Raw genomic sequence first — 18,062 nt, 5'->3', positions numbered from 1 at the left:
GTTATTTATGAAAGAAGTTTTTCGATCAACTTCGAGTAAAGCAGTACTGATCCTTGCTATCGTTTTGATAGCAGGGTTTCAGTATTTGTTCTGGTTTGGTGAGGGTGGCTATCACGATCACCAAGCACTTACTCAACAGATTCAACAGCAAGTTGAAGTAAATAAAGAATTAAAAGAACGTAACCGTATTCTGGCGGCCGAAGTGTATGACTTGAAAAATGGCATTGAAGCCATTGAAGAACACGCACGTTTAGACCTCGGTCTGATCAAGCCTCATGAAACATTTATTCAAATGAGTACCATTAGTACCCATTACAAACCGATTTATATCAATCCAAACGCAAAAGTAGATTTAACCACCAATGAAACACCTGCAGACCCTCGAATCCCTTAAGTTATGGGCGATTGTTCCCGCTGCAGGTTCTGGTAGTCGGTTTTCTAAAACTGAATTAAAACAATATCAAATCATTGAAGAAAAAACTGTTCTTGAGCATACAATCCAGCGTTTAAATGATTTACCTCTCACGGGTTATGTGCTGGCGATTGGTGCACAGGATGATATTGCACAGAAATTGCCTTTTCGAGCATTTGAAAAAGCCCATTTTTGTCAGGGTGGTGCTGAACGTGTGAACTCTGTACTTAATGCGTTGAACTATCTGTCACAAATCGCCCATCCTGAAGATTGGGTGTTGGTTCATGATGCTGCCCGTCCATGTGTGGCTGTAGAGAACCTTCTGGCTTTACTTGAGTATGCTGTAACCCATAAAACTAGTGCAATTCTTGCGATTCCAGTGCGAGATACGCTGAAATATGTAGATCAGGCACAAAAGATTGAGAAAACGGTCAGTCGTGAGCAGCTCTGGCAGGCGCAAACACCGCAAATTGCGCAGTTAGGGGTATTAAAGCATGCCATAGCGCAGGCTTTGCAGGATCAAGTGATGATTACGGATGAAGCGAGTGCGCTCGAGTATATTGGTGAGGCGGTACATGTTGTGACTGGACGTTCGGATAATATTAAGATTACTTATCCTGAAGATCTGGAACTAGCAAGATTAATTTTGCAATCTCAACAAAAATCAGTGTGAAGGTTATATATTTTACGGTACTTCTAGAAAATAAAAATGCCGATATGTGATGTGTCAATCATATAAACGATACAGGCCAGTAAAGCGTTCGCAACCTTCTTGCTGCGTTGTGATTTTTAATAAAGCTTTTTGATAATCAAACTGATAGCTGCAATTGTGCTCATTATCAGTAATATGTTGTTTTTGTTCAGGTGTGGTATAGGCCAAAAAAGGATAAATCTGGCGTTCTGTACGATTATTCGGATTTCGGTAAGCAATCCCTTCAATTTTAATTCGGTCTTTACTGAGTTGATGAATTTTAAAATGCACGGGTTGTGTTGCTATTTTCCCATTTTCAAACTTAATGTAATGTTGGGTTAAGCTTTGCTTCATTGAAGTATAGAGATCTAAATCAAAGAAACGCTGTTCGAACTGTTGTTCTACACAGTTTTTATTTTTGCATTCGGTAAGACGTTGTAGCCACAACTGTTGTGTGTCCTGTAATAATTGCATCGGTGCATCACTGATCAGGTATGCACTGAGGGTCTTATCGTTCAGTTCGTTACGTTGTTGATCAAAGTGTGTGGAACATATTTTTTTGATCCCTGCAGAAAGCTGGTCGTGATGACAGGCAATGATACGATCCGCATGAGCCGCTGAAGTGATCAGACCACTTGCTAGTAGTAATAATTTCAAAATGTTACCATGATGAAGTTCTGTATTTGATCGCATGATCACTTATACTTTCACTGATATAACGCTGCTGTAACTATAGCGAAAGTGAAAGCGTGAATACAACATTTTGCAAGTTTATTTCTAAAGATCTGGAGGCGGCAAATGATGCTACAAATGCGTATTGGTCAGGGAATGGATGTGCATGCCTTTGAACAGGGCAAGTTTGTCACATTGGCGGGAGTGCAGATTCCACATACCCATGGCTTAAAGGCTCATTCGGATGGAGATGTGGTGCTACATGCCTTATGTGATGCCTTGTTAGGAGCATTAGCCTTAGGGGATATTGGACAACATTTTCCGGATACAGATCCCGAATTTAAAGGCGCAGACAGCAGAGTACTATTAAAAAAGGTGTATCAACTGGTTTTGGATCGGGGCTATGTACTCAATAATGCGGATATCACCGTTGCCTGTGAGCGACCTAAGCTGGCGAAATATAATTTACAGATGCGTCAAAGCATCGCAGATGTGTTGGACGTCGATGTAACGCAAATCAGTATTAAAGCCACGACCACCGAAAAATTAGGTTTTACCGGCCGTCAGGAAGGTATTTTAGCAACAGCAACGGTACTCATTAGTCATCAAGCAAAATGATGCTCAGTGACTAAAGCTTGTTGTAACTCTAGTGTGGCTTTACGCCCCTGGAGTTGCATGCTGACAGCATGAATCAAGCCAGTCCAGGTATCGTTAGGTTCCCAGATTTTATGCAGATGGTCTTGAGCAGTCGCCATATCCATATTCATGTAGTACAGGCGATACAAATAGATCAGGCTGCTGCATTGCTGATTGTTACCACAGTGTAGCCAGACAGTTTGTTGCTGTACTAAATGATCAAGCAGTTCCAAGACTAAAATAGCTTGATCAGCAGAAGGGCGCTCAAGATTTAGCGGGATATGAATATAGTTTAAATCGATTTCTAAGCAGATCTGATCTTCATGTGCAAGGCTGGTTGGGGCATTACTCAATGCAAGGTTAATAATGGTAGAACAGCCATATTCCTTGATAAGCTGCAGCTGTTCGGCAGAAGGTTGTCCTGAACAAAATAAATGTTCATGGACATAATCAAAGTGCGGAATCTGGCTTAAGGTATATTCAAGGTCAGTCATGGCTGGTTCCTTTGGGTAATTAAAAAACGCCATCTAAAAGATGGCGTTTTCTTGATTAACGGTTTGGTAACACGTCTTTTAGTGCTTCATGCATTTCGAGCAGGGTCTGTTCTGTAGTTTCCCAGTCGATACAGCCATCTGTCACTGATTTGCCATATTCAAGATCGCATAGATTTGCGGGAATATCCTGACGTCCACCTTTCAAATGACTTTCTACCATCAAACCTACAATTGATTTGTTACCCTCTAGAATCTGTTGCGTTACATTACGTAACACTAGAGGTTGTAAGAATGGGTCTTTGTTGGAATTGGCATGGCTTGCATCAATCATGATCTTGTTGCTGACTTTTGCTTTGGCTAATGCATTTTCAGCTTCGGCAACAGAGCCAGCATCATAGTTTGGTTTACCATTACCGCCACGTAATACAACGTGCGCGTATGGGTTACCTTTGGTACGAATCACAGAAACTTGACCATCTTCATTTAGACCTAAGAAGCTATGACCATGTTTCACCGATTGCATCGCATTGGTTGCAACAGTCAGTCCACCATCTGTACCATTTTTGAAACCTACCGGAGATGAAAGACCAGAGGACATTTCACGGTGGGTCTGGCTTTCAGTGGTACGTGCACCAATGGCTGACCAAGAGATAAGGTCTTGATAATACTGTGGTGAGTTCGGATCAAGGGCTTCCGTTGCACATGGTAGACCTTTTTCATTGAGTTCAAGCAATAGCTTACGGCCAATACGCAGACCTTTTTCGATATTGAATGAGTCATTCATATCTGGGTCATTGATTAGACCTTTCCAACCCACTGTTGTACGTGGTTTTTCGAAATAAACACGCATCACGATATAAAGAGAATCTTTGACTTTTTCACTCAGTACTTTAAGACGATCTGCATATTCATGTGCGGCAGTGGTGTCATGAATCGAGCATGGACCAATCACCACAAACAAACGTTTATCCTTGCCATCAAGAATATTGCGAATGGTTTCACGGCCTTTCAATACGGTTTGATAAGCGGTTTCAGTCAAAGGTAGTTCAGCTTTCAGTTGTGCTGGTGTTACAAGGGGCTGAATGCTTTGTACATTCACATCATCGATATCAGATTGTGTAATTGGCTTTGACTGTAGTGTATTCATTGCTGTCACTGGATTGATCATACAAAAGTTGTTCTATTTACCTGAATATACCACGAATTAATCATCGAGTTACTATACAAAAGCGTAATAAAGCGTTGAAAAGAACCAATGAATCCGTGGCATAGATTAAACAATGGATGATTTTTCTACAGTTACGACCATAGCCGTTTGTGGTTTCTGGACGGGTTTCGCTTTTACCGGATTGAGCATGAAATTGACACCTAGAGCGAACAGAGTAATACCCAGAATTTTACGAATCATTCGTTCAGGTAAATGTGAGCTGATGAGTGTGCCGATCACAATGGCAGGGATCGAGCCAGCCAATAACCAGCCGAGCAGATGAAAATCGACATTACCCGAACTCATGTGACCCAAACCTGCAACCAGTGTTAGCAAGACGGCATGAACCACGTCAGAACCAATGATGCGGATCATCGGCAGATTCGGGAACATCAGAATCAGCGCCATGATACCAAAAGCACCGGCACCGACTGAAGACAGGGTGACGAATACGCCCAGAACTATACCCATGATCAGGATATAAAAGCGTTTGGCCTTGATGGCTTCAGGTTGCAGTTCTGTCGTGGTTGACACATCCAGTTTGCGAAAACGGTTAAAGAATCGTTCAATTTGGCTGCGGAAAATAATTGAAACCCCTGTGAGGGTGAGCATGAATCCTAAAACCATGGTGAGCACAGCTTTGTAATGAGTCGACTGGCTTAAATAGTTTTCCAATACCCAATGCGTTGCAAATGAGGCAGGAATACTTCCCAGTGCTAGCCAGATGACAATCGGCCATACAATATTCAGTTTGCGGGCATGGACTACAGAGCCACAGAATTTAGAGATTGAGGCATACAATAAATCTGTACCAATCGCGATGTGTGGTTCGATCTTAAACAGGCTAATCAAGATGGGTGTCATGAGCGAACCACCACCAACCCCGGTAATCCCTACACAAAAACCAACCAATACGCCTGCTAAGATAAATTCGATAGGACCAAACATGAAACAATGCCAAATATCAGGAAACGAGCATATCTTATGACTTTTATAACTTAGTGGTTGTGATGATTATTGAATTGCTTATCTCAAAAACTGATTTAGACGCGTAAATTCACAGGTGAAAAGTGGAACTTAGTACATAAATAGAAAGAATTGGATGGCTTTAGAATAAAAACCGTATGAGCACAGATTTACAGAGTCATTGTGCTAAAATTGAAAAAACCACCAATGAGGAAAAAATTTTGCAAAATCGAAAACTTAAAATTGGCATAGTGGTCGGAGAAGTTTCTGGAGATACTTTGGGCGCACAACTGATTCGTCGTTTTCGTGAGCAGGGCATTGATGCTGAATTTGAGGGGATTGGTGGCCCACAAATGATCGCAGAAGGATTTAACAGTTATTATCCCATGGATGTTTTATCAGTCATGGGGATTGTTGAAGTTCTTAAAGATCTGAAAAAATTATTTGCAGTACGAGATGGCTTGGTACAGCGTTGGTCTGAACAGCCAGTGGATGTATTTATTGGGATTGACGCGCCCGATTTTAATTTACGTTTATCTAAAAGCCTGAAGCAAAAACAGTTACCGATCAAAACCGTACAATATGTCAGTCCTTCGGTTTGGGCATGGCGGCAGGGTCGTGTGCATGGCATTAAACAAAGTGTAGACTTGGTGCTTTGCTTGTTTCCATTTGAAAAAGCATTTTATGAGCGCTATCAGGTCGCAGCCGCTTTTGTTGGGCATCCTTTGGCTAACCAGTTGCCTCTAGATAACCCGATGCAACAGGCACGGCAGCAATTAAATCTTGATCCGCAAAAACAGTATATTGCTTTACTGCCGGGAAGTCGTCGGGGAGAGGTAGAACGTTTGGCACCGCTGGTATTTTCTGCTGCACAGCAGTTACACACGAAATACCCACAGATTGAGTTCTTGGTTCCAGCGATTAATGAAGCCCGTAAGCAGCAGATCACACAAATTCTCATGAATTATCCAGCTGATTTTACCCACCAGGTCAAGGTCATGGACAATACAGGAACCGAATCAAAAATTGGACGTCTGGTTATGGGGGCAAGTAATATCATTGCTTTGGCTTCTGGAACGGCAACGCTGGAAGCCATGTTGTTACATCGCCCCATGGTGACTTTCTATAAACTGAATTGGCTGACTTACCGCATTGCACGTTTATTGGTGAAAATCCCTTATTATTCTTTACCTAATATCATTGCTGGTAAGAAAATTATTGAGGAATTAATTCAACAGGATGCTACTCCAGAACGCTTGGCTGCTGAGCTGGAAAGACTGATGGATATAGAAATTGCCCAAATTCAGGTGATGCAACATATTAGTATGCATAAACGCTTGCTTTCAGATAATACAGAAGATCCTGTTCAAGCGATTACGCAGCTTCTGGTATAACAACGATAGCCGGATTCCTGCAAAGGCAAGAATCTGGCTTTGATTGAGTTTCCAATGAGTTGAAAGGTTTAACTTCTTAAAATAATTTCATAACCTGAATATTTACGGATATTGATGACGCCCGTATCCAGTATTAAATACTGGCCTTTAATCCCTTGTAGGACACCCCGGATTTTTGCGGTTTTATCCAGATTGTGAGAGTTGATCTTGGCTGGGTATTGAGCCACAGGATAAACAAATTCGTTCACCAGTTCCTGATCCAAAAATTCGAGTGTTTCATTAAACTCAAGATGTTGATTGAATTCTTCTCGAATGGCCTGAATTTTTGGTGCGAATTCTTCGAGTAATTCATCCCGTGTTTTGACCAGATCAAGTGGTTCAGCTTCACCTTTAAGTAGTTTTCGCCAATCTGTTTTGTCAGCTACCTGAGTACCAAATAAGGTTTCAAGATGGCCAGACAGACGGCGGGAACCGACTTTTAAAATCGGTAAGGCCTGGGTAGCACCCTGATCCAACCAGCGCGTTGGCATATGGCTGATGCGGGTAATGCCCACTTTTAAGGCGCTCGAATTTGCGAGATACACAATATGCGGCTGAAAACACACTTCATGGGCGAAATCATTTTCCCGGCAGGTGCCTAAATGATAATGGCAGGTTTCCGGCTTCATAATACAAAGATCACAGGATGCTTTTGTTTTAAAGCATTTAAAACAGTGTCCTTGTGAAAAAGACTTACTGGTTTTTGCACCGCAGGAAACACAAAAAATTTTACCGGTCCATTCAATTTCCAATTCTTCACCCAAGGTAAAAGGAAGGTTAATTTCTGAACGGTCCAGAATAAATTTGTATTCAACATTTGCCTTACGAGTCTGTTGATCAGTTACACTAAGGTCTTTAAGACCTGCATGCATTTTATGGCAAATGCCCTGTAGTTCCATACGTGAATACTCTCTTCATATCAAAAGGATGCAGTTATGGCTGAATTGAATGTCATTACTTCAATGTTAGACGATTTATCAAAAGAACAGCCGATTCAAACTGCATTATGTATAGGCCAGAATTTAGCTCAGGATGACCTAAACTCGACGATACAATGGAATTATTTTAACGTAACTGATTTTTTAAATCTGCCTTTTACACAGCGTTATGATCTGGCATTTGTGCTCTTTTATACAACAGATACGCGCGAGTTGATGGATATACATAAATCACAACTATTAGTGAAGTTGCGTGACTTAATGGCGAAACGTATTGTTGTGGTAAGCAGCTTGCAGGATGAAAAGCTTCTGCGTGCGCTGGGTTTTACCCAGCTGATTGATAAAACTGCCCATGACAGCGATTTTGCTTTGTGGCAATTTAATATTCTGACTTATAAGCATGTACCTGACTGGTTTAACTCAAAATTCTGGGCAAATCCGGAAAATTGGGATAAATATCGCTGGTAATTTTTAAATATGGGTTCAAACGAAGTATTAAAGGAAACTTACAGGTTTTAAGGCAAAGGTACAACTTCAATTAAGTTCATTTTCTGATTTTTAAAGGACAAAAAATAAAAGGGCAGAAGCCCTTTTATTTTAAGAATCAACTTCTAACCGTAAGATTAGAAATTATATTCCATACCGATACCGAATACAGTTTTGTCTTCATCAACTGCCCAGTCACGGCTTTGCTGAGCAACTACACCATACATACGTGCTTGTTTGTTGAAGTAGTAGTCAACGCCTAGACCGTATTGATCGATAGTGTTGTCGAACGAAACCGCGGAAGCATTTGTATAAGTTGTATTTGCATTTGCATATTCAGCTTTTACAACCCATGGTGTTGAACCAACTTTATAAGCTGCAGTGATGGTATATGCATCTTCTTGTAGATTTTTATAACCTGTTACATCGTCAGTTGGTTCAGCAGTTTGCCATAAACCACCTAAAGTCAAACCATTGATACCTACTTTAGAGAAGTCATAAGCAGCAGTTATACGAAAAGCATCGCTAGCTACATCTTTAAGCGCGACATCAGCTGTTGTACCTGCCGCGTTATATTTACCCTTAACTGCAGAGTTACCAGCAACACCTAAAGACAGACCTAGGTCTTTGTTATCATAAAGGATAGACGCTGAAATAGCATCGCCGAAACCATCGCGTTTGCCAGCATCACCTTTAGTTGCGCCAGCAGTTGTAGATTCACCTTGTTGAGCTTGGATATTGAATTGAACACCACCAAGCAATTTCTTGTCGGATTCAAAACCGATTACATTGTCAAGACGATCTTCACCATACATCATGTTAGTGATGTCAAGTTGGTTATGATCGTTAAAGATGTCTTGTCCATTACCAGCAGCAGTTTTGAAATAAGAGTCATAATAACCTGCTTTCAGGGTACCTAGACCAGCCCATTTTAAACCCAAGAAACGGTTACGTTGTTTCCAGTCAGCGCTACCGCCATCTGTACCAACTTCCCATTCCATTTGGTAAACAGCAGCAAGTTTCTCTGTTAACTTCTCTTCACCTTTTACACCAAGACGTGAAGCATTTGAGTTAAGTTCAGTAACGTCGCTTTTGCCATCAAATTTGTTGTTATCAACTTGGTCCAAAGTAACATTTAGTTTACCGTACACAGTTGGTGCCGCTTGTGCTGCACTCATACCCACTGTTGCAACTGCAGCTGCGAGAAGCAATTTTTTCATTGAGATTTCTCCAAAACACTTTTTAAAATGGCATTTGCCTTGCTCATGCTTTTTATAGTGTGCTTTTGTACAAAACGTTACATAAGCTCACCAACTTGCTATGCAGTATCTGCAAACTTTGTGACAGAGACGTGAAAAAAGTATGACAGTTTGATGACACGTAATAAATTGTAATAAGAATGATTGGAGGTTCTTAAGTTTTTGAATTTATTATTAATAAAATAAAAAAAAGGAGCCAAAGCTCCTTTTTTTTAAATTAATGATTGTTATAGGGCGGCTTTAATTTTTTCAGCAAGTTGCTTGATGCGATCTTGATCACCCATTTGCGCAGCATGCTTACCAAGTTCATGTACTGAGCTTGGAATTAAATGGAAATGTACATGTGGCACAGTTTGACCGGCACTTGAACCAGAGAGTTGCATCAGCACAATGCCTTGCGCATCTAAGGCTGTTTCAATGGCTTGCGCAATTCGTTGTACGATTTGAATGGTATAAGCTGCTGCCTCTGCGGGTAGGTCGAGCAAAGTCATGGCTGGCGTTTTAGGGATGATCAGGGTATGCCCATCTGCTTGTGGCATAATATCCATGAATGCAAGAACCTGCTCATCTTCATATACTTTGATTGCAGGGAGTTCACCGCGAATAATTCTTGCAAAAATGTTTTGATCATCGTATGCCATTATTAATTCCTAGAAAGTTGGATTACTTACAGTTCAATTCTTTCTGACGTGCTTTGATTTCGTCAAGACGTCGTTGCTCTTTCTCGGTAAATTTTGGCTTACTGGTATAACAGTTTTCATTGCCAAACTTTGCTTTCGCTTCAGGATCTTTAAAACAGAAACCTTTAGAGGCGTAGATGATATTGTAATCATCTTTGAGCTTTTGACATTCTTGCTCCGGCGTTGCGGCTTGGCTAAGAAATGCCGTTATGCTAGCTAAACTGGCAATCATCGCAACAGCAAATTTATTCATGAGACCATCCTCTACATATCTCAGTACACATCTGCACACTTTAAGTATTAGGTGGAATGATTCAATTTTCAATGGCGAATCATTACTCCAATGTAATTTTACTCCAAGATTCATACATTTTGATGGCAGTAGAAAAATCCCCCGGTTCTTCGGCGAGAGAATTGGCAGCCTGAATAAGACTGTGTGTTAATCCGATCACAGGTGCAGAAAGTTTGGCTTCACGCACTAGGTCTTGGGCAATTCCTGTATCTTTCGCCAGTAAAGAAAGTGCAAATGTAAGGGGGAATTGTCGGTTCAGTACGCGCTGCGGAAAGACACTTTCGGTCACGGCACTTTTACCACTCGAGGCATTAATACACTCTAATGCGGCGTTTAAACTGACGCCATGGGCTTTTAAGGTAGTGAAACCTTCTGCAACAGCGCACAAATTTACCGCCATCAGCATATTGTTCACAGCCTTGACAGCAAATCCAGCGCCAGATTCACCCACATGTTGAATGAGCTTGCCCATTGCCTGCATTGCGGGTAAAGCACGTTCGAATGCTGCCGCATTACCACCCACCATAAAGGTCAATGTGGCATTTTCTGCACCAATTGTTTGTCCGCTGACCGGTGCATCAAGGAAATCCACTTGTTGTTGGGTTTTGAGAAGTAAAGTGAGTTTCCTGGCTGATTCAGGAATGCCACTGGTGCAGTCCACCCAGATTGAGCCAGCTTTTAAGGTTAAAGGCGTGATTAATGCTTCAACATCCTGACTCGTCGGTAAGCAGGAAAAGATCACATCGGCTTGAACGGCCTGTTCGAGTGGTACAGCCTGGGTAGGGTATTCAGCTGCATGTTGTTCAGCTTTGGCAAAGTTACGGTTCCAGACATAGACCTGTTTAAAATGTTTAGGTAAATGTGCCGCCATACGATAGCCCATGGCACCTAAACCAATAAATGCGACAGATTGGATCATGTCTGGTCCCTCACAGTAATAAAAAGTTAAGTAATTCTTTGGAATGCTGGGATAAATTTAAATCCCAGCATTTTAAATAAAACTGGTGCTATTAGATTAAATAAAACATTTAACTTTTTGACCAATAGAAATCAACCAAATAATATCCACCTATATCGAATCTTTTCTATTTTATATAAATGCATTCATTACATTCATCCCTAGTGGGCGCTGGTAACTGGTTTGAGTAACTCTTATACTGATAGCGCGTAGATTGAGCAGATTCGGTAATTTGAATTTCTATACGCCACGATGTTGTTTACAGTCTAGACGATATTTTTATATTTTACCTTGACCTGCAATACATCCGGCGCTCAAAATGTTGGCAGTTTTTATATCAGCAGTCCTACAGACTGAATCAGAGTAGTAGACATGAGCCAACAAGACGATTTTGATTATCAACTCGATACCTTAGCTATCCGTACCGGCCATACCCGCAGTTTTGAAGGTGAGCATGGAGAACCTATCTTCCTGACATCTTCCTTTGTGTATGCCAATGCGGCGGAAGCTGCAGCCAAGTTTTCTGGTCAGGTTCCTGGCAACATCTACTCGCGTTTTACTAATCCAACTGTAGCCATGTTCGAAAAACGTCTTGCTGCACTTGAAGGTGCAGAGCGAGCCGTTGCAACCAGTTCCGGGATGGCGGCGATTCTTGCAGTGGCTATGGCTTATTTAAAAGCTGGTGACCATGTCATTTGCTCACGTGCGGTATTTGGTTCGACAGTTTCTTTATTTGAAAAATATATTGCCAAATTTGGCGTCGCAGTTGATTTTGTTGATTTAACCGATGTTGAGGCATGGAAACAAGCGGTTCGTCCAGAGACCAAATTACTCTTTGTTGAGTCTCCATCGAATCCGCTAGCGGAAATTGCGGATATTCAGGCCTTAGCTGATGTCGCTCATGCCAACGGTGCTTTGCTGGCAATTGACAACAGTTTCTGTACACCTATTTTGCAGCAACCTCTAAAATTTGGTGCGGATTTAGTGATTTACTCGGCAACTAAATATTTAGATGGCCAAGGTCGGGCTTTGGGTGGTGCCGTTGTCGGCAAACATCAGTTACTTGAAGAAGTCTTTGGTATGGTGCGTACTTTGGGACCTTCAATGAGTCCATTCAATGCCTGGGTATTCTTAAAAGGTCTGGAAACCTTGAAGCTTCGCATGAAAGCCCACTCTGAAAGCGCACAAAAATTAGCAGAATGGTTAAGTCAGCATGATAAGGTGGAAAAAGTTTATTATGCTGGTTTGCCAACTCATATTGGTCATGAACTAGCGGCAAAACAACAAAATGGCTTTGGTGGGATCGTTTCTTTTGAGGTGAAAGGTGGTCGTGAAGGGGCTTGGACCGTGATTGATCATACTCAATTTATTTCGATTACTGGTAACTTGGGTGATGTGAAATCAACCATTACTCATCCGGCGACCACAACCCATGGCAAACTTTCCGCTGAGGCGAAAGAAGCAGCCGGTATTCGTGAAGGCTTAATCCGTGTTTCGGTCGGCCTTGAAGATATTGACGATATTATCCGCGATTTATCTCGTGGTTTAGCATTAATCTGATTGGATCATTTTGTTCGGAGAAAATTATGAACATTAATATGTTGATGCAACAAGCTCAGCGCATGCAAAAAGAAATGGAAAGCAACGTTAAAAAAGCCAAAGAAGAGCTTGCGCAAACGGAAGTTCAGGCTGAAGCCGGTGGTGGTCTGGTTAAAGTGACCATGACCTGCCGTTATGTGGTGAAGCGTATTGAAATCAATCCTGAACTTTTACAGGATGAACCAGACATGATTGAGGATCTGATTGCTGCAGCGATCAATGATGCTTCGCGTCAGGTTGAGCTTATTGCAGATGAAAAAATGAAAGCTGCCAATAGCGGTATGGGCTTGCCACCTGGTTTAGCTGGTTTATTCTAAGGATAACGTAACGTGTTTAGTGATCGTTTTGATCAACTTGTACAAGCACTGCGTATTTTGCCAAGCGTTGGGCCTAAATCGGCACAACGCATGGCATTGCATTTACTGATGAAAAACCGTGAAGGTGCAGTAGGGCTAGCACAGGCTTTAAATGAAGCGACATCGTATATTCATGAGTGTTCGATTTGCCATTCTTTGACCGAACATGAGATTTGCGACATTTGTGCATCACCCGAACGTGATGATCAGCTGTTATGTGTGGTTGAATCACCCGCAGATGTAATGGCGATTGAGCAGAGTGGCAGCTTTAAAGGTAAATATCACGTTCTTGGTGGACATCTTTCACCACTTGATGGAATTGGACCAGAAGAAATTGGTATTCCTTATCTGATTCAGCGATTGGCGCAAGGCAATATCCGAGAGGTAATCTTGGCAACCAATGCCACGGTTGAGGGGCAAGCAACAGCACATTATCTAGTGGAAGCAACCAAGCATTTGGCAGTCCACATGACCCGAATTGCACAGGGTGTTCCGCAAGGGGGAGAACTGGAATATGTCGATAGTCATACGCTCAGCCAGGCTGTACACAACCGAATGCGCATGAAATAAGCATTCGGTTAGCCTTTATTTTAATTTTTAAAAATTGAACATATATTCAAAAAATAGTTTTCTTAGTCTATGAATTTATTAGAAAAATAAACCATTGAGATCTTTTATTTGCACAAAAATGGTGCTTGTGCGAGATTGGAAGTCATTTTTATTTAAATTGAAGTCTTTCGAATCAATCCTAATTTCTGAATGAAATAAATAATAAATCAATCACTTAAATCATTGTCGAGTTTTGATTAAATGAGATTTTTTATTTTCTTAACAATCTCCTAGATCGACAGTTGTGATAGATAAACTAGAAATAAATTAGAGTTAAATGTTATAACTACTTCATCCAAGGGGGCGTTTTTCCTCGTTTTTGATTTGCACCGTTATGTTTAGATTTGTCCAACACCAGAGTGACCTTGCCGACGTATTGTCTTTGATGGATCAATACCCGATTTATGGTCTTGATACCGAATTTATTAAGGTGGATACCTTATGGCCAAAACTCGGGGTTTTTCAAATTAATATTGCGGAACAGATTTTCTTACTTGATGGAACCACACTCGATTTAACTGAACTCTGGGATAAAATTTTTCAGGCCAAACTGAATATTTTCCATGCTTGTGGTGAGGATATTGATCTCATCTATCATTATGCACAAAAAAAACAACTCGATAATGTGTTTGATACCCAAGTGGGTCTGTCTTTTTTAGGGCATGGCCTGCAGATCAGTTATCAAAATGCGCTGAAACTGTTTTTAGATATTGAAATTGATAAAGACCAGACCCGTTCAGATTGGCTGGCGCGGCCTTTAACTGCACAACAGCTCAGTTATGCTGCGAATGATGTATTTTATCTGATGAAACTCGCGGATAAGATCAAACAGGATTTAATCTCCAAACAGCTGTATGACTTTGTATTGGAAGATTGCACGAATTTGACTCGTGAAATTGCCAGTGAAACTCCATTAAAAGATTTATATTTAGATGTGGGGAATTATCGACATTCTCGTCGTCAATTGATGCAATTGCAACAGTTGAGTGTCTGGCGCGAGCAGATGGTTAAAGCCTTGAATCAGCCGCGCAGCTTTATTCTGAAAAACTCGACCATGATTGATTTGGTGGAAAAAAATCCGCGTAATCAGTTTCAATTATCGCAAGTCAAAGATATTCGTCCGAATATTATCCGTGAACATGGCAAAACTATTCTGGATCTGTTGAAATTTTTACCTGACGCTGAATATTGGCCATTGCGTATGGCACGGCCGATCCGTCATTCTTCTCAGGATGTGGGCAGTAAAGTCAATCTGCTATTACAACAGGTCAGCGATGATATTACGGTGCCCAAAGAAGTTCTATTGCGCAAAAAGTGGTTGAATGCTATCTATCAGCATGTGGTATTCCATGGTGATGAGCAGGATCTGCCTGATTATCTTCTCGGCTGGCGCTATGAGTTGTTGACCAAACCACTTGTTGAAATTTTACATGCCGATGAAAATTATTTATCGACACAGATGCAAGTGGCAGAATAGGGTTTCTTTAAAAAGCCCAATAAAAACGTGACAGTTGTGTTCATAAAGGCTAATGTCTCGGGCTTTTTTTTCATGTATGCTGTGACAAGTGTTTTATGAGTTGGTATAACCAAAATGCATTGTGATATTTATCGATCAAGCAAAAAAGATGAAATGTACATTTACATTGCACGTCCGAACCACCCGAATGAGGACGTAGATCATGACAACCCATTTGGTGATGTTGTACCAGAAGCCATCCGCACTGCCTTCGGTCGTGCCAGTTTTGTGATGCATTTACAGTTGAGTGAGAGCCGCAAGCTGGCGCGTGCCAATGTACTGCATGTGATGGATTCTTTGCAGACTAAAGGATTCTTTATCCAGTTGCCACCTGAAGGCTTGATCAATCCAAACGCCGTTGCGCCAGAGGGCTTGCGTGGTGCTTGATTCATTTGCTGGCATCTGGGCAAGTGTGACCGGCGTCTTAGATACTATCCCAGAGGATAGTATCGCGGTCACGGTCTATCTGATGGGGTCGGTGATCCTGTTATGGTGCTGGTATGCGTTCGTTAAGCGTTTACCTCAACCCTTGGGTAGCATCAGTTGGATCGTGTTATTTGCCATTTTGCTGACACCGACAGTCTCTGATGGCAATAATGCAGCGATTGCACCTGCTATTTTTGGTTTGTTATTTGGTATAGTCACCAAGCAAACGTTACTGATCTGGTTGAACTTATCTGCTATTTTATTTGTAATCGGTTTAGGTTTGTTGCTTGGCTATTACTGGTCTAAATATACTGCGACACGCAAGGCTATAAAGAAAATTCCACCACTCTAAAAATAGGTGAGTATATGTCTGTAGATGTACAACAATTTTCAGGAACTGACCAATACATCGCAACAGACAGCCTTCAACTGGCCGTGAAAGCCGCACGAACATTGCAAAAACCTTTACTGATTAAAGGTGAGCCGGGGACCGGAAAAACCTTACTAGCGGAACAAGTCGCAAAAAGTCTTGGACTGAAATTGATAACTTGGCATATCAAGTCCACTACAAAAGCCCAGCAGGGGCTGTATGAGTATGATGCAGTATCCCGATTGCGCGATAGTCAGCTCGGTCATGCACAAGTTCATGAAATTAAAAATTATATTAAACCTGGCAAGCTATGGGAGGCATTTACCAGCCCACAACGCTGTGTATTGTTGATTGATGAAATTGATAAGGCGGACATCGAATTTCCTAATGATCTGCTGCATGAACTTGATCGTATGTCATTTTATGTGTATGAGACCAGCGAAACTATTCAGGCGATTCACCGACCCATTGTGATCATTACTTCTAACAATGAGAAACAGCTCCCTGACGCCTTTTTGCGTCGCTGTTTTTTTTATTACATTGAATTTCCTGACGAAGCCACGATGCGTCAGATTGTTGAGTTACATTTCCCTCATATCTCGGCAACTTTGCTTCAACAGGCTTTGCAAATCTTCTTTCAGTTGCGCCAAATTCCAGGGTTGAAGAAACTGCCCTCTACCTCAGAACTGATTGACTGGTTGACCCTCATTATGGCAGATGAGCTGCCTGAACAGGTGTTGCATCAACATGATCAGAGCAAGGTCATTCCACCGCTCTACGGTGCCTTGATTAAGAATGAACAGGACCTACAGCTGCTGGAACGTTTAGCTTTTTTAGCTCGACGTTAGAGCTTATCACATGTTTGTACGGCTATTTTATACCTTGCGCAAGTATGGCGTACCGGTGACTACACGTGAGCTTATCGATTTAAATCAAGCGGTTCACCTCGGAGTTGTCTTTGCCAATCAGAATGAATTTTATCAATTGGCTCGTACGATTCTGGTCAAGGATGAACGGTATTTCGATAAATTTGACCGAGCTATGCAAGATTATTTTCATGGCTTGGCATCACTGGATGCTGAGCAATTCTTACAACAATTACAGCAGCTGCCAGCAGAATGGTTTGATCTCGAGTTGGCAGAGAAGCAGCTCAGTGCGGATCAGCGTCAAGCTCTTGCCAAAGCAGATTCATTGCAAGGTCTTCTAGAGTTGTTGGAACAGCGCCTGCGTGAACAGCAACATAAACATCAGGGTGGTAAATGGATGATTGGCACGGCGGGAACATCGCCTTTTGGTGCTTATGGTGATCATCCTGAAAGTGTACGCATTGCTGGGCCTGGACGCAAGCGTTCGGCAGTTAAGGTTTGGGAGCAGCGACGTTACCGGGATCTGGATGATGAACAGATTCTGAGCTCACGTCAGATTCAGTTAGTCTTGCGTCATTTGCGAAAATTTGCCCGGCAAGGTGCAGCAGATGAATTTGATTTGGAGAATACCATTCGGGAAACTGCAAAACAGGGATTGCTCCAAGTGCAAATGCAGCCTCAACGACGTAACCGGATCAAAGTATTAATGCTGTTTGATGTCGGTGGTTCTATGGATGCGCACATTGCTGAATGTGAACAACTATTCAGTGCAGCTAAAGCAGAGTTTGCTCATCTAGAATATTTTTATTTACATAACTGTCTCTATGATTATGTCTGGAAAGACAATACACGTCGCTCCAGCACACGTATGAATACATGGGATTTACTGCATACTTATGGGCAAGACTATCGGGTGATTGTCGTAGGGGATGCCAGTATGGCACCTTATGAGCTCTTGGTCGCAGGCGGCTCGGTCGAGTATATGAATACTGAACCTGGTGAAATGTGGTTACGTCGCTTGCGGCAACATTTTGTCAAAATTGCATGGTTAAATCCGCAACCAAAAAATTACTGGTCTCATACGCGCACGATTGGCCTGATTCAGCAGATTTTTGAAGATCATATGTATTCCATGACCTTGAGTGGAATTGAGGATATGACACGTTATTTAGCACGTTAATTTCTCAGGGGGGAAA

At 41.8% G+C, this 18,062-nt stretch carries 22 protein-coding genes; 13 read left to right on the top strand and 9 right to left on the bottom strand.

Annotation, left to right across the window (positions count from 1 at the left end; genetic code table 11):
- Positions 1–7 precede the first annotated feature (7 nt).
- Complete coding sequence (gene ftsB, locus PAE54_RS01365) at positions 8–394, top strand: cell division protein FtsB (protein WP_326518130.1); 387 nt, start codon at positions 8–10, stop codon at positions 392–394.
- Positions 363–1,085: a 2-C-methyl-D-erythritol 4-phosphate cytidylyltransferase gene (gene ispD / locus PAE54_RS01360; RefSeq protein WP_326518129.1), complete on the top strand. Its 723-nt coding sequence runs from the start codon at positions 363–365 to the stop codon at positions 1,083–1,085. Before ftsB ends, ispD begins: the two co-directional genes overlap by 32 nt.
- A 54-nt stretch (positions 1,086–1,139) precedes the next feature.
- Here ispD and PAE54_RS01355 read toward each other — a convergent pair whose 3' ends face one another.
- Positions 1,140–1,796, bottom strand: a complete 657-nt coding sequence (locus PAE54_RS01355) for an A1S_1983 family putative colistin resistance protein (RefSeq protein ID WP_326518128.1) — start codon at positions 1,794–1,796, stop codon at positions 1,140–1,142.
- 105 nt (positions 1,797–1,901) lie between these two features.
- Here PAE54_RS01355 and ispF point away from each other — a divergent pair, with 105 nt between their 5' ends.
- Positions 1,902–2,393, top strand: a complete 492-nt coding sequence (ispF, locus tag PAE54_RS01350; RefSeq protein WP_326518127.1) for a 2-C-methyl-D-erythritol 2,4-cyclodiphosphate synthase — start codon at positions 1,902–1,904, stop codon at positions 2,391–2,393.
- Here ispF and PAE54_RS01345 read toward each other — a convergent pair.
- The 3 genes from PAE54_RS01345 to PAE54_RS01335 all read right to left on the bottom strand — a co-directional run bounded on the left by PAE54_RS01345 (position 2,381) and on the right by PAE54_RS01335 (position 5,060).
- Positions 2,381–2,905 (bottom strand): protein-tyrosine phosphatase family protein, encoded by a 525-nt coding sequence (locus PAE54_RS01345; RefSeq protein WP_326518126.1) that lies wholly within the window; start codon positions 2,903–2,905, stop codon positions 2,381–2,383. The two genes, ispF and PAE54_RS01345, sit on opposite strands and share 13 nt — an antisense overlap.
- Positions 2,906–2,960: 55 nt before the next feature.
- Positions 2,961–4,052, bottom strand: a complete 1,092-nt coding sequence (locus tag PAE54_RS01340; protein ID WP_273779091.1) for a 3-deoxy-7-phosphoheptulonate synthase — start codon at positions 4,050–4,052, stop codon at positions 2,961–2,963.
- 126 nt (positions 4,053–4,178) lie between these two features.
- Complete coding sequence (locus PAE54_RS01335) at positions 4,179–5,060, bottom strand: sulfite exporter TauE/SafE family protein (protein WP_326518125.1); 882 nt, start codon at positions 5,058–5,060, stop codon at positions 4,179–4,181.
- A 239-nt stretch (positions 5,061–5,299) separates the two neighbouring features.
- On the opposite strand from PAE54_RS01335, the gene lpxB reads away from it, so the two are divergent.
- Positions 5,300–6,472: a lipid-A-disaccharide synthase gene (gene lpxB, locus PAE54_RS01330; protein ID WP_326518124.1), complete on the top strand. Its 1,173-nt coding sequence runs from the start codon at positions 5,300–5,302 to the stop codon at positions 6,470–6,472.
- Positions 6,473–6,540: 68 nt separating this feature from the next.
- Here the strand turns inward: lpxB and PAE54_RS01325 are convergent, their stop codons facing one another.
- A complete protein-coding gene (locus tag PAE54_RS01325) occupies positions 6,541–7,410 on the bottom strand; it encodes a DUF2797 domain-containing protein (protein ID WP_326518123.1) in 870 nt (289 codons plus the stop codon).
- A 36-nt stretch (positions 7,411–7,446) separates the two neighbouring features.
- Here PAE54_RS01325 and PAE54_RS01320 point away from each other — a divergent pair, with 36 nt between their 5' ends.
- Entirely contained in the window at positions 7,447–7,917 is a 471-nt protein-coding gene (locus PAE54_RS01320) for a DUF6231 family protein (RefSeq protein ID WP_326518122.1), read from the top strand.
- Positions 7,918–8,072: 155 nt separating this feature from the next.
- Here the strand turns inward: PAE54_RS01320 and PAE54_RS01315 are convergent, their stop codons facing one another.
- From PAE54_RS01315 to PAE54_RS01300, 4 genes are all read right to left on the bottom strand, one after another.
- Entirely contained in the window at positions 8,073–9,155 is a 1,083-nt protein-coding gene (locus PAE54_RS01315) for a porin (protein ID WP_326518121.1), read from the bottom strand.
- 266 nt (positions 9,156–9,421) lie between these two features.
- Complete coding sequence (locus PAE54_RS01310; protein ID WP_273779099.1) at positions 9,422–9,835, bottom strand: HIT family protein; 414 nt, start codon at positions 9,833–9,835, stop codon at positions 9,422–9,424.
- A 22-nt stretch (positions 9,836–9,857) separates the two neighbouring features.
- Positions 9,858–10,127 carry a YARHG domain-containing protein gene (locus PAE54_RS01305; protein ID WP_326518120.1) on the bottom strand — a complete coding sequence of 90 codons (270 nt, stop codon included), beginning with the start codon at positions 10,125–10,127 and terminating at the stop codon, positions 9,858–9,860.
- Positions 10,128–10,209: 82 nt separating this feature from the next.
- A complete protein-coding gene (locus tag PAE54_RS01300; protein WP_326518119.1) occupies positions 10,210–11,085 on the bottom strand; it encodes an NAD(P)-dependent oxidoreductase in 876 nt (291 codons plus the stop codon).
- A gap of 411 nt (positions 11,086–11,496) precedes the next feature.
- Between PAE54_RS01300 and PAE54_RS01295 the strand changes: the two genes are divergently transcribed.
- The 8 genes from PAE54_RS01295 to PAE54_RS01260 all read left to right on the top strand — a co-directional run bounded on the left by PAE54_RS01295 (position 11,497) and on the right by PAE54_RS01260 (position 18,046).
- Positions 11,497–12,684, top strand: a complete 1,188-nt coding sequence (locus PAE54_RS01295) for an O-succinylhomoserine sulfhydrylase (RefSeq protein ID WP_273779103.1) — start codon at positions 11,497–11,499, stop codon at positions 12,682–12,684.
- A gap of 26 nt (positions 12,685–12,710) precedes the next feature.
- A complete protein-coding gene (locus PAE54_RS01290) occupies positions 12,711–13,040 on the top strand; it encodes a YbaB/EbfC family nucleoid-associated protein (protein ID WP_273779104.1) in 330 nt (109 codons plus the stop codon).
- Between the two features lie 12 nt (positions 13,041–13,052).
- A complete protein-coding gene (gene recR, locus PAE54_RS01285; RefSeq protein ID WP_326518118.1) occupies positions 13,053–13,649 on the top strand; it encodes a recombination mediator RecR in 597 nt (198 codons plus the stop codon).
- A 373-nt stretch (positions 13,650–14,022) separates the two neighbouring features.
- Positions 14,023–15,165 (top strand): ribonuclease D, encoded by a 1,143-nt coding sequence (locus tag PAE54_RS01280; protein ID WP_326518117.1) that lies wholly within the window; start codon positions 14,023–14,025, stop codon positions 15,163–15,165.
- 114 nt (positions 15,166–15,279) lie between these two features.
- Complete coding sequence (locus PAE54_RS01275) at positions 15,280–15,591, top strand: YcgL domain-containing protein (RefSeq protein ID WP_273779107.1); 312 nt, start codon at positions 15,280–15,282, stop codon at positions 15,589–15,591.
- Positions 15,581–15,982, top strand: a complete 402-nt coding sequence (locus tag PAE54_RS01270) for a hypothetical protein (RefSeq protein ID WP_326518116.1) — start codon at positions 15,581–15,583, stop codon at positions 15,980–15,982. Before PAE54_RS01275 ends, PAE54_RS01270 begins: the two co-directional genes overlap by 11 nt.
- 14 nt (positions 15,983–15,996) lie before the next feature.
- On the top strand, positions 15,997–16,848 hold the full coding sequence (locus PAE54_RS01265; protein WP_326518115.1) for an AAA family ATPase: 852 nt from the start codon (positions 15,997–15,999) through the stop codon (positions 16,846–16,848).
- Between the two features lie 10 nt (positions 16,849–16,858).
- On the top strand, positions 16,859–18,046 hold the full coding sequence (locus PAE54_RS01260; protein ID WP_326518114.1) for a vWA domain-containing protein: 1,188 nt from the start codon (positions 16,859–16,861) through the stop codon (positions 18,044–18,046).
- Positions 18,047–18,062: the final 16 nt, after the last annotated feature.

It is taken from the genome of Acinetobacter minutum (genome assembly GCF_035916735.1).
Classification (GTDB): domain Bacteria; phylum Pseudomonadota; class Gammaproteobacteria; order Pseudomonadales; family Moraxellaceae; genus Acinetobacter.
Note: the sequence above shows the minus strand (reverse complement) of the source record. Positions and strands in the feature narration are given on the sequence as shown.